At 65.7% G+C, this 11,177-nt stretch carries 11 protein-coding genes; 7 read left to right on the top strand and 4 right to left on the bottom strand.

All coding sequences use genetic code 11. From position 1 onward, the window contains the following. The first annotated feature begins 108 nt into the window (after nt 1-108). Entirely contained in the window at nt 109-1,182 is a 1,074-nt protein-coding gene (gene aroG / locus AWB83_RS16985) for a 3-deoxy-7-phosphoheptulonate synthase AroG (RefSeq protein ID WP_087046751.1), read from the top strand. Nucleotides 1,183-1,327: 145 nt separating this feature from the next. Here the strand turns inward: aroG and AWB83_RS16980 are convergent, their stop codons facing one another. Then, nucleotides 1,328-1,894: a cob(I)yrinic acid a,c-diamide adenosyltransferase gene (locus AWB83_RS16980; RefSeq protein WP_087046899.1), complete on the bottom strand. Its 567-nt coding sequence runs from the start codon at nt 1,892-1,894 to the stop codon at nt 1,328-1,330. Between the two features lie 271 nt (nt 1,895-2,165). Here AWB83_RS16980 and AWB83_RS16975 point away from each other — a divergent pair, with 271 nt between their 5' ends. From AWB83_RS16975 to proC, 6 genes are all read left to right on the top strand, one after another. After that, on the top strand, nt 2,166-3,581 hold the full coding sequence (locus AWB83_RS16975; protein ID WP_087046750.1) for an FAD-binding oxidoreductase: 1,416 nt from the start codon (nt 2,166-2,168) through the stop codon (nt 3,579-3,581). A gap of 111 nt (nt 3,582-3,692) precedes the next feature. Beyond that, a complete protein-coding gene (locus AWB83_RS16970; RefSeq protein ID WP_087046898.1) occupies nt 3,693-5,192 on the top strand; it encodes an FAD-linked oxidase C-terminal domain-containing protein in 1,500 nt (499 codons plus the stop codon). A gap of 143 nt (nt 5,193-5,335) precedes the next feature. Continuing rightward, nucleotides 5,336-6,424, top strand: coding sequence for a glycolate oxidase subunit GlcE (glcE, locus tag AWB83_RS16965; protein WP_087046748.1), 1,089 nt, complete (start codon nt 5,336-5,338; stop codon nt 6,422-6,424). A gap of 36 nt (nt 6,425-6,460) precedes the next feature. Then, nucleotides 6,461-7,687 carry a glycolate oxidase subunit GlcF gene (gene glcF, locus AWB83_RS16960; protein ID WP_087046747.1) on the top strand — a complete coding sequence of 409 codons (1,227 nt, stop codon included), beginning with the start codon at nt 6,461-6,463 and terminating at the stop codon, nt 7,685-7,687. A gap of 44 nt (nt 7,688-7,731) precedes the next feature. Next, nucleotides 7,732-8,427 carry a YggS family pyridoxal phosphate-dependent enzyme gene (locus AWB83_RS16955; RefSeq protein WP_087046745.1) on the top strand — a complete coding sequence of 232 codons (696 nt, stop codon included), beginning with the start codon at nt 7,732-7,734 and terminating at the stop codon, nt 8,425-8,427. Nucleotides 8,428-8,449: 22 nt separating this feature from the next. After that, entirely contained in the window at nt 8,450-9,262 is an 813-nt protein-coding gene (gene proC / locus AWB83_RS16950) for a pyrroline-5-carboxylate reductase (protein ID WP_087046743.1), read from the top strand. 73 nt (nt 9,263-9,335) lie between these two features. Here the strand turns inward: proC and ubiA are convergent, their stop codons facing one another. The 3 genes from ubiA to AWB83_RS36510 all read right to left on the bottom strand — a co-directional run bounded on the left by ubiA (nt 9,336) and on the right by AWB83_RS36510 (nt 11,159). Next, entirely contained in the window at nt 9,336-10,193 is an 858-nt protein-coding gene (gene ubiA, locus AWB83_RS16945) for a 4-hydroxybenzoate octaprenyltransferase (protein ID WP_087046742.1), read from the bottom strand. A gap of 144 nt (nt 10,194-10,337) precedes the next feature. Continuing rightward, nucleotides 10,338-10,826 carry a Dps family protein gene (locus AWB83_RS16940; protein WP_087046741.1) on the bottom strand — a complete coding sequence of 163 codons (489 nt, stop codon included), beginning with the start codon at nt 10,824-10,826 and terminating at the stop codon, nt 10,338-10,340. Nucleotides 10,827-11,006: 180 nt separating this feature from the next. Further along, on the bottom strand, nt 11,007-11,159 hold the full coding sequence (locus AWB83_RS36510; RefSeq protein ID WP_159463059.1) for a hypothetical protein: 153 nt from the start codon (nt 11,157-11,159) through the stop codon (nt 11,007-11,009). Between the last annotated feature and the right edge of the window lie 18 nt (nt 11,160-11,177).

The following is an 11,177-nucleotide window of genomic DNA, read 5'->3' as shown; positions in this document are numbered from 1 at the left end:
GAGTCGTAGGTTGAGCAAACCGAATTCCCGAAAAACCGCCAGCGAGTCTGGCGGTTTTTTTTCGCCTTTCGCTGGATCTGATCAGCACGCAGCCGTTGGAGAACCGAAATGCCCCCGCACAATACCGATGACGTACGTATCCGCGAATTGAAAGAGCTGACCCCGCCCGCGCATCTGATCCGCGAGTTTCCTTGCGCCGAGCCGGTGTCGGAGATCATCTTCAATGCGCGGCAGTCGATGCATCGCATTCTTCACGGGATGGATGACCGGTTGATCGTCATCATCGGGCCCTGCTCGATTCATGATCCGAAGGCGGCGATCGAGTACGCGGGGCGCCTGATCGAGCAGCGCAAGCGGTTTGCGGGGGAACTGGAGATCGTGATGCGGGTGTACTTCGAGAAGCCGCGCACCACGGTCGGCTGGAAGGGACTCATCAACGACCCGTACATGGATAACAGCTTCAAGATCAATGACGGCTTGCGGGCTGCGCGGGAGTTGCTCATGCATATCAATGAGCTTGGGCTGCCCGCGGGTACCGAGTACCTCGATATGATCAGTCCGCAGTACATCGCTGACCTCATTTCCTGGGGGGCGATCGGGGCGCGGACGACGGAATCGCAAGTGCACCGCGAGTTGGCTTCGGGCTTGTCCTGTCCTGTCGGGTTCAAGAACGGCACCGATGGCAATGTGAAGATCGCCGTCGATGCGATCAAGGCGGCATCGCAGCCGCACCATTTCCTGTCAGTCACCAAGGGCGGGCATTCGGCGATCGTTTCCACCGCAGGCAATGAGGATTGTCACATCATCCTGCGCGGCGGAAAGACCCCCAATTACGATGCGGATAGCGTCAATGCCGCGTGCAGCGATATCGGCAAAGCGGGTCTGGCTGCGCGCCTGATGATCGACGCGAGTCATGCCAATAGCTCGAAGAAGCATGAGAACCAGATTCCGGTTTGCGAGGACATCGGCCGACAACTCGCTTCAGGCGATGAGCGGATCGTCGGCGTGATGGTGGAATCGCATCTCGTCGCCGGGCGGCAGGATTTGAAGGAAGGATGCGAACTCGCATACGGGCAAAGCGTTACGGATGCCTGCATCGGTTGGGACGAGAGTGTGAAGGTGCTGGAAGGGCTCGCTGAGGCGGTCAAGCAGCGGCGAGTGGTCCGCGGCGGCGGGAACTGACGCGCACCACCGTACGTGCCGTTCCTGATGACACTGCCGGTCCCGCCGGCAGTGTCGATCGAACATTCCGCGTGTTCGAAAAAGGACGGTCGACAACCGGCCGCCGGAAACGAAATCGCGGACAGGTTCCGCTGACCGGAGCGAATCATTGATCAGGCACGTTTCGCTCGCGATTCCACAGAATATCCGTGCCGCCGTCGACCCTATTAAGTACTCGCGCCCAGACAAACAGCAAATCCGACAACCGATTCACATACTTCCGCGGCGCCTCATTCACTCCGGCAGCATCCCTGCGGCCCACCGCCACGATCGCCCGCTCCGCCCTGCGGCACACCGTCCGCGCGACGTGAGCCACCGCCGCCGCCCTCGACCCGCCCGGCAAAATGAACTCCTTCAAGGGCGGCAACGTCCCGTTGTACTCCGCGAGCCAAGCATCGAGCTGCGCCAGACGCGGCTCCTGAATCATCGAATGCCCGGGAATCGACAACTCGCCGCCGAGATCGAACAGATCGTTCTGGATCTGCGTCAGCGCCGCTCGCACGTCCGACGGCATCGGCTCGCAGAGCAGCACTCCGATCGTCGAATTCAGCTCATCCACATCCCCGATGGCGGCGATCCGCGCATCGTCCTTCGAGACACGGCTGCCATCTCCGAGGCCCGTGGTCCCATCATCGCCGGTGCGCGTGGCGATCTTGCTCAGGCGGTTGCCCATCATCACTCCCTGCATCGCTGATAAATCGATCAAAAGCCGACCCATTATAGGCACGCTTTCGAGCCCGACAGCCCGGTCGGCCGGGCGTCGTCCCGAGGGCGTAAAATGAGATGAACACCGTACGGTTTTCGCGCCAGTCGCAGAACGGAGCCGGTATCAGGCATCACGCGAAACCCGCAACGCTCGGACCAGCCGCGAAACACCGAGGCACACGCGCTGCCCGCTCAGCACCCAGACAAGAAACACAGCCGTACCGCCCGGAGACACGCTCGTGAACCACCCCGCAGAACAGAGCGCATTGCGCCGCCCCTTCCCCGCCGCGCTGCTCGACGCGCTGAAGGCCCGATTCGGCGAGCGCGCCACGACTGCGCAGGCCGTGCGCGAACATCACGGCCGCGACGAATCGCCGTTCGACCCGCAACTCCCAGACGCCGTCGTCTTCGCGCGCAGCACCGAGGAAGTGCAGGCCATCGTCAGGCTATGCGCCGAGCACGACGTCCCGATCATCCCCTACGGCAACGGCTCGTCGCTCGAAGGCCATCTGCTCGCGGTGCAAGGCGGCGTCTCGATCGACCTGTCCGGGATGAACCAGATCGTCTCGATCAACGCCGAAGACCTGACCGTCACCGTCCAGCCCGGCATCTCGCGCAAGCAACTGAACGAAGCCTTGAGAGACACCGGGCTCTTCTTCCCGATCGACCCGGGCGCGGACGCGAGCATCGGCGGCATGTCGGCGACGCGCGCCTCCGGCACGAACGCCGTGCGCTACGGCTCGATGCGCGAGAACGTGCTCGCGCTCACCGTCGTCCTCGCCGATGGCCGCGTCATCAGGACCGGCACGCGCGCGCGCAAATCCTCCGCGGGATATGACCTGACGCGCCTGTTCGTCGGCTCGGAAGGCACGCTCGGTGTCATCACCGAAATCACCGTGCGCCTCTATCCGCAGCCCGAAGCGATCTCGGCCGCCGTGTGCGCGTTCCCGTCGATGGGCGACGCCGTGCGCGCCGTCATCGAAACCATCCAGATGGGCGTGCCGATCGCGCGCGTCGAATTCGTCGACAAGCTCGCCGTGCGCGCGATCAATCGCCACTCGAACCTGACGCTGCGCGAATCGCCGATGCTGTTCTTCGAATTCCACGGCACCGAATCCGGCGTGCAGGAGCAGGCCCGGACCGTGCAGGAAATCGTCGCGCAGAACAAGGGCGAGGATTTCGAATGGGCGACGCGCCCCGAAGACCGCAACCGCCTCTGGAACGCCCGCCACAGCGCCTACTTCGCGATGCTGCAGCTGAAGCCCGGCTGCCGCGCCGTCACGACCGACGTCTGCGTGCCGATCTCGCGTCTTGCCGAATGCGTCGAGGAAACGGAAAAGGACTTGCGGGGCTCGTACTTGCCGAGCCCGATTGTCGGCCACGTGGGCGACGGCAACTTCCACGTCGCGATGCTGCTCGACCCCGGCAAGCCGGAAGAACTGGAGGAAGCCGAGCGCATCAACCGGCGCATCGTCGGGCGCGCGCTGGAGATGGGCGGCACCTGCACGGGCGAGCACGGCATCGGTTTGCACAAGATGGGCTTCCTGATCGACGAGCACGGTGAGGACGCCATTGCCGTGATGCGCTCGATCAAACAGGCGCTCGATCCGAAGAACATGATGAACCCGGGGAAAATCTTCGCTTTCGAAGGCTGAGGAAGTCGCGCAAGATAGGCGAATCAAAATGAGCGCCGCCAGGCATCACAGGCGCCGGGAGGAGACATGAACGCACCCGACGAGCTCAAGTCCGAGCAGATGTCGCCCAACATGCCGCACGAGGCCGCTGCCGATCTGACCGAAGAGCAGCTCGCCGCGCGTCAGCGCGAGGTCGTGCAGGCGCTGATGGCCGTGCTGCCGACGCACTGCCTGCTCTATCGCGAGGAAGACACCGCCGCCTACGAATGCGACGGTCTCGCCGCGTACCGGCGTCTGCCGCTCGCGGTCGCGCTGCCGGAAACGGAGGCGCAGGTGCAGCGCGTCGTGCAGATCTGCTCGCGTCTTGGCGTTCCGATCGTCCCGCGCGGCGCGGGCACGGGGCTTTCCGGCGGCGCAATGCCGATTCGGCACGGCATCGTGCTGTCGCTCGCGCGCTTTCGCAAGATCATCGAAGTCGATCCGTACGCCCGTACCGCCACCGTGCAGCCCGGCGTGCGCAATCTCGCGATTTCGGAGGCCGCCGCGCCCTACGGCCTGTACTACGCGCCCGATCCGTCGTCGCAGATTGCCTGCACGATCGGCGGTAACGTGTCCGAGAACTCCGGCGGCGTGCATTGCCTGAAATACGGCCTCACGGTGCACAACGTGCTGCGCGTGCGCGCGGTGACGATGGAGGGCGATGTCGTCGAGTTCGGCTCGCTCGGGCCGGACGCGCCGGGCCTCGACCTGCTCGCGGTGCTGATCGGCAGCGAAGGCATGTTCGCGATCGTCACGGAGATCACGGTCAAGCTGATTCCGAAGCCGCAGACGGCGCAGGTCATCATGGCGAGCTTCGACGATGTCGTGAAGGGCGGCAACGCGGTCGCGGCGATCATCGCGGCGGGCATCATCCCGGCCGGCCTCGAAATGATGGACAAACCCGCGACGCGCGCCGTCGAGCAGTTCGTCAACGCGGGCTACGATCTCGACGCTGCCGCGATCCTGCTCTGCGAGTCCGACGGCACGCACGACGAAGTCGCCGAGGAAATCGTCCGCATGACGGCCGTGCTGCGCGAGCACGGCGCGTCGCGCATCCAGATTTCGCGTTCGGAAACGGAACGCCTGAAGTTCTGGTCCGGCCGCAAGAACGCATTTCCGGCGGCGGGCCGCATCTCGCCGGACTATTACTGCATGGACGGCACCGTGCCGCGCCGCTCGATCGGGCCGCTGCTCGCGCGCATCGAGGAGATGGAGAAGAAGTACGCGCTGCGCTGCATCAATGTGTTCCATGCCGGCGACGGCAATATGCATCCGCTGATTCTCTTCAACGGCAACGATCTCGACGAATGGCATCGCGCCGAGGCGTTCGGCTGCGACATCCTCGAGACCTGCGTCGAGCTGGGCGGCACGGTGACGGGCGAGCATGGCGTGGGCATCGAAAAAATCAATTCGATGTGCGTGCAATTCTCGCCGGAGGAGCGCGACGCGTTCTTCGCGGTGAAGCGCGCGTTCGATCCGCCGGGCTTGCTCAACCCCGACAAGGGCATCCCGACGCGCGCGCGCTGCGCCGAATACGGCAAGATGCATGTGCGAGGCGGCCTCCTGCCGCACCCCGAGCTGCCGCGCTTCTAGAGCCTCACGAAGCGCGGCGCGCGTTCCGCTATCCATGTTTCTCCGAGTGCGACGGCGTTATGCGGCCGGTACAATCGACCGGACAGCCGTAGAAGCCGACTAGACAAGTCGAATACCGACATCGACGAACGAGCGGAACACCCATGGAACAGGACGACATCGTCGCCGGCTGGTCGGAGAGGATCGCCCGGGCCACCGAAACCGGCACGCTGCTCCGCATTCGAGGCGGCGGCACGAAGGACTGGTATGGCCAGACGCTCCAGGGAGAGATCCTCGACACGCGCGCGTATCGCGGCATCATCGCCTACGATCCGGCGGAGCTCGTCATCACCGCGCGAAGCGGAACGCCGCTTGCCGAAATCGAAGCAGCGCTGAGAGAACACAGCCAGATGCTGCCGTTCGAGCCGCCCCACTTCGGCCGCAACGCCACGCTGGGCGGCTGCATCGCCGCGGGCCTTGCCGGGCCGCGGCGCGCCTGGACCGGCGCGCCGCGCGATTTCGTGCTGGGCGCCGTCGTCATGAACGGGCGCGGGCAAGTGCTGCACTTCGGCGGGCAGGTGGTGAAGAACGTCGCGGGATACGACGTCTCGCGGCTGCTCGCCGGCTCGCTCGGCACGCTCGGGCTGATCCTCGAGCTGTCGATCAAGGTGCTGCCGCGGCCCGTGGCCGAAGCCACGCTCAAGTTCGACATGCACGCCACCGACGGCGTGCGCAAGCTCAACGAATGGGGCGGCCATCCGCTGCCGATCACCGGCAGCGCCTGGCGCGACGGCACGCTGGCCCTGCGTCTCGCGGGTGCGGAAGCCGCCGTGAAGACCGCGCGCACCACGCTCGGCGGCGAGGTGGTCGACGCCGTGGAAGCCGACCGTTTCTGGATCGGCCTGCGCGAGCAGACGGATCCGTTCTTCGCGGTGATCGAGCCGCGCTCGGCGCTGTGGCGGCTCGCGTTGCCTTCGATCGCGGAGCCGCTGCATCTGCCGGGCGCGCAGTTGATGGAATGGGGCGGCGGCCAGCGCTGGTGGATCACCGACACCGATCCGCAAACCGTGCGCATCAGCGCGAAGCAGGCGGGCGGCCACGCGACGATCTTCCGCGCGGGCTCCGCCTACGACCGCAATGCGGGCGTGTTTACGCCACTGCCCGCGCCGCTGATGAAGATTCATCGCGGGCTGAAGGCAGCCTTCGATCCGGCGCGCATCTTCAATCGCGCGCGGCTTTATCCCGATTTCTGAGCGAAGGTCCGGGCGTCCAACGGCAAAAGCGAAACGATGCAAACCAATCTCGCCGAATTCATCCGCGGCACGGCCGATGGCGACGAAGCCGACGCCATCCTGCGCAAGTGCGTGCACTGCGGCTTCTGCACGGCGACCTGCCCGACGTATCAGTTGCTCGGCGACGAGCTCGACGGGCCGCGCGGGCGCATCTATCTGATGAAGCAGATGTTCGAGGGCGCGCCCGTCACGCGCAGCACGCAGCTGCATCTGGACCGCTGCCTCACCTGCCGCAATTGCGAAACGACGTGCCCCTCGGGCGTGCAATACGGCAAGCTCGTCGAGATCGGGCGCAAGGTCATCGAGGAGAAAGTCGAGCGGCCGATGCGCCAGCGCCTGCAGCGCCGCTTTCTCGCGAGCTTTCTGCCGAACAGCACGCTCTTCACGCCCGCGATGAAGCTCGGCCAGCAGTTTCGAGGCATCCTCCCGCGCAAGCTGCGCGCGAAGATTCCGCTGCCCGAGCGGCCGCTCGCCGCGCCGACAGGCAAGCACGCGCGCAAGATGCTGATGCTCGCCGGCTGCGTGCAGCCCGCGATGATGCCCAACGTCAACACGGCGACGGCGCGCGTGTTCGATGCGCTCGGCATCGAGATCGTCACCGCGCCCGATGCAGGCTGCTGCGGCGCGATCCGCCTGCATCTCGGCTACAACGAGGACGCGCTCGTTGACGTGCGCAACAACATCGACGCGTGGTGGCCCTACATGGAAAGCGGCGTCGATGCGATCGTCATGAACGCCTCGGGGTGCGGCGCGACCGTGAAGGAATACGCGCACCTCATGCGCAACGACCCGGCGTATGCGGAAAAAGCGCAGCGCATCGTCGATCTGACGCGCGATCTGGCCGAAATCCTGCCGATGTACGAGGAAGAGCTCGTCTCGCTCGCGCGCCGCCGCGGCGTGCATACGGTCGCGTTTCATCCGCCGTGCACGCTGCAGCACGGCCAGCAGATCCGCGGGCGCGTCGAGCAACTGCTCACCGCGCTCGGGCTCGAAGTGCGCCTGCCCGCCGATAGCCATCTTTGCTGCGGATCGGCGGGCACGTACTCGGTGCTGCAGCCGAAGCTCTCGTACACGCTGCGCAATCAGAAGCTCGACCGGCTGGAGAAGCTGGAGCCGCAGCTGATCCTGTCGGCGAATGTCGGCTGCATCGCGCATCTGCAAAGCGGCACGTCGACGCCCGTCACACACTGGATCCAGCTACTGGAGCATCTGATTTACGGATGAGCGATTCGTATAATGGGCGGATCGCTCCCATTGCCGTCCGAAGCATGTCAATCGCTCAACATCTCGAAGAAGTCCGGCAACGCATCGCGAAGGCCGCGCACGACGCCTCGCGCGATGCGTCGTCCGTCAGGCTGCTCGCGGTCTCCAAGACCTTTCCCGCGAGCGACGTGCGCGCCGCCTTCGATGCCGGCCAGCGCGCGTTCGGCGAAAACTATGTGCAGGAAGGCATCGCGAAGATCGCCGAACTCGCCGACCTGCGCCGCGACATCGAATGGCATTTCATCGGGCCGCTGCAATCGAACAAGACGAAGCTGGTCGCCGAGCAGTTCGACTGGGTGCATTCGATCGATCGCCTGAAGATCGCCGAGCGGCTCTCCGCGCAGCGTCCAGAAGGCGCGCCCGCGCTCAACGTCTGCGTGCAGGTCAACGTGAGCGGCGAGGCGTCGAAAAGCGGTGTCGAGCCGACCGAGGCCGTCGCGCTCGCGCATGCGGTGGCCGCCCTGCCCGGCCTGCGCCTGCGCGGCCTGATGGCGATTCCCGAACCCACCGGCACGCTCGACGCGCAACGCCAGCCGCACGCGCGTCTGCGCGAACTGATGAACGCATTGCGCGCCGACGGCCTCGATCTCGACACGCTCTCGATGGGCATGTCGGCCGATCTCGAAGCCGCCGTGCTCGAAGGCGCGACGATGGTGCGCATCGGCACGGCGATCTTCGGCGCGCGTGATTATTCGCATTGACTCACTTTCTGCTCAACTCACCATGAAAATCGCATTCATCGGCGGCGGCAACATGGCCGCGGCGCTCATCGGCGGTCTCATCAAGCGCGGCGTCGCGCCGGCGGACATCTACGCCGTCGACATCAACGACGAGGCGCGCGAGCGCACCGCGCAACAGTTCGGCATCGCGACGGGCGCGAGCATCGACGCGAAACTCGCCGGCTACGACGCCATCGTGCTCGCCGTGAAGCCGCAAGTGCTCAAGAGCGTGGCCGAAGCGCTCGCGCCGCATCTGTCGAAGCAGACGATCATCAGCATTGCGGCCGGCATCCGCGCGAGCGATCTGAGCCGCTGGCTGAACGGCTACGCGCAGATCGTGCGCACGATGCCGAACACGCCGGCGCTGATCGGCATGGGCGTGACCGGCCTCGCCGCGCTGCCGGGCGTCTCCGATGCCGCGAAGGCGCTCGCCTCGCAAGTGCTGGAAGCGGTCGGCGCCGCCGTCTGGTTCGACGACGAAGCGAAGCTCGACGCCGTCACCGCGATCTCCGGGAGCGGCCCGGCCTACGTGTTCTACTTCATCGAAGCGATGCAGGAAGCGGCGCGCCAGCTCGGCATGGATGAAGCGCAAGGCCGCGCGCTCGCGGTCGCCACCTTCACCGGCGCGGCGCAACTGGCGGCGCAATCGGGCGAACCCGCGAGCGTGCTCCGCGAACGCGTGACGTCGAAGGGCGGCACGACGGCGGCGGCGCTCGCGTCGTTCGATGCGCAAGGGGTGAAGGACGCGATCGTGCGCGGCGCGCTGGCGGCACAGGCGCGGGCGAAGGAAATGGGCGACGAGCTCGGCGCGGCCTGACGCTCGAACCGCGTTGCCATGAAAAAAACGGCAGTTCATCGCGAACTGCCGTTTGTTTTTCAGGCGGCGGGATTCACGCGGCCGCGTAATGCAGCGCGATGCCCGCGAACAGCATGCCGCCCAGCCAGTTGTTGTGCCTGAACGCGGCGAAGCACGCCATGCGATCGCGGCCGCGGATCAGCGCGTAGTGATACGCCGCGCAGCCCGCCGCGGCGAGCCAGCCGAGCCAGTAGAGCCAGCCGAAGCCCAGCGCCACGCCGATCCCGGCGTAAATCGCCAGCGTCGCCGCGTAGCAGAGCATCACGGCGAGCACGTCGTGGCGCCCGAAGGTGAGCGCGGACGTGCGGATGCCGATCTTGATGTCGTCGTCGCGGTCGACCATCGCGTATTCGGTGTCGTAGGCGACCGACCAGAACACATTGGCGACGAGCATGATCCACGCGAGCACCGGCACGTGGTTCTGCACGGCGGCGAATGCCATCGGAATGCCGAAGCCGAACGCGATGCCGAGATACGCCTGCGGAATCGCGAAGAAGCGCTTGGTGAACGGATACGAGCCCGCGACGAAGAGCGCGAACACCGACAGCTCCTTCGTAAGCGTGTTGAGCGGCAGGATCAGCAGGAACGCGACGAGCGCGAGCGCCGCCGCCAGCGCCACCGCCTCCCACGCCTTGATCTTGCCCGACGTGATCGGCCGCTCGGCGGTGCGCTTCACGTGGCGGTCGAAGTCGCGATCGGCATAGTCGTTGATCGCACAGCCCGCCGAGCGCATGAGAATCGTGCCGACGATGAAGATGACGAGCAGCATCGGCGACGGACGGCCTTCCGATGCGATCCACAGCGCGTTGAGCGTCGGCCACAGGAGCAGCAGGCTGCCGATGGGCTTGTCGAGGCGCACGAGGCGCATGTAGAGCGGGAGACGGGCGAACATGGCGATACAGGCGGGGAAGACGCAACGGCCTATTTTAGACCAGGGTGCAGGCATGGGCTTTCATGCGTGATTTCGCGCAGCCCTCAAAGCAAAAACCCCGTGCGACGAATCGCACGGGGTTTTCATCGGACGAGGCGATGCGCCTCAGGCCAGCATCGCGCGCAGCATCCACGCGGTCTTCTCGTGCGTCTGCATGCGTTGCGTGAGCAGGTCGGCGGTCGGCTCGTCGTTCGCGGCCTCGGTCGCCGGGAAGATTGCGCGCGCCGTGCGCACCACGGCTTCCTGGCCTTCTACCAGTTGGCGGATCATCTCTTCGGCAGCCGGCACGCCGTCCGCTTCCGGAATCGACGACAGCTTCGCGAAGTCCTTGTAGCTGCCCGGCGCGTGCACGCCCAGCGCGCGGATGCGCTCCGCGATCGAATCGACGGCCAGCGCGAGCTCGTTGTACTGCGTCTCGAACATCAGATGCAGCGTGTTGAACATCGGCCCCGTGACGTTCCAGTGAAAGTTGTGGGTCTTCAGGTACAGCGTGTACGTGTCGGCCAGCAGCCGGGACAGCCCCTCGGCGATCTTCTTGCGGTCCTTGTCGCTGATGCCGATGTTGACGGCAGGTGCAGTGCCTTTCTTCGCCATGATGACTCCGTGAGAGAGTGATTCGAACGGTGCGAACGCCGCGCGCGTCGCTGCGCTGCACGGCGTTTCAAGCGTTCGACAGTTTATCTTAGAAACGGGGAACGCCTTATTGCGCGGCAAGGCCTGTCGGGCCCTCGCGGGTGCGTCTCGATGACGCAATCCCCGCGCGTCAGGTCACGCTCAAGCGACCGCGACACCGCTCGCGACGACGATGCCGTAGGCCGCCGCCACGATGCCGAACGCGATCGCGATGCGCACGCCGCGCGAGGCCGCGCGGCTCGATGCTTCGATCTGATCGACCGCCTGGGCGATATGGTTCAACGCTTGAGACATGATGTGTTCTCCCGGTGT

The sequence above is a fragment of the Caballeronia ptereochthonis genome (assembly GCF_001545075.1).
GTDB lineage: Bacteria > Pseudomonadota > Gammaproteobacteria > Burkholderiales > Burkholderiaceae > Caballeronia > Caballeronia ptereochthonis.
Note: the sequence above shows the minus strand (reverse complement) of the source record. Positions and strands in the feature narration are given on the sequence as shown.

Bases quoted from the DNA above. Each gene is read 5' to 3' on its own strand.
- ubiA (WP_087046742.1), bottom strand. From the start codon at position 10,193: ATGTTCGCCCGTCTCCCGCTCTACATGCGCCTCGTGCGCCTCGACAAG.
- glcE (WP_087046748.1), top strand. From the start codon at position 5,336: ATGGAACAGGACGACATCGTCGCCGGCTGGTCGGAGAGGATCGCCCGG.
- aroG (WP_087046751.1), top strand. From the start codon at position 109: ATGCCCCCGCACAATACCGATGACGTACGTATCCGCGAATTGAAAGAG.
- AWB83_RS36510 (WP_159463059.1), bottom strand. From the start codon at position 11,159: ATGTCTCAAGCGTTGAACCATATCGCCCAGGCGGTCGATCAGATCGAA.
- AWB83_RS16980 (WP_087046899.1), bottom strand. From the start codon at position 1,894: ATGGGCAACCGCCTGAGCAAGATCGCCACGCGCACCGGCGATGATGGG.
- proC (WP_087046743.1), top strand. From the start codon at position 8,450: ATGAAAATCGCATTCATCGGCGGCGGCAACATGGCCGCGGCGCTCATC.
- AWB83_RS16955 (WP_087046745.1), top strand. From the start codon at position 7,732: ATGTCAATCGCTCAACATCTCGAAGAAGTCCGGCAACGCATCGCGAAG.
- AWB83_RS16940 (WP_087046741.1), bottom strand. From the start codon at position 10,826: ATGGCGAAGAAAGGCACTGCACCTGCCGTCAACATCGGCATCAGCGAC.
- AWB83_RS16970 (WP_087046898.1), top strand. From the start codon at position 3,693: ATGCCGCACGAGGCCGCTGCCGATCTGACCGAAGAGCAGCTCGCCGCG.
- glcF (WP_087046747.1), top strand. From the start codon at position 6,461: ATGCAAACCAATCTCGCCGAATTCATCCGCGGCACGGCCGATGGCGAC.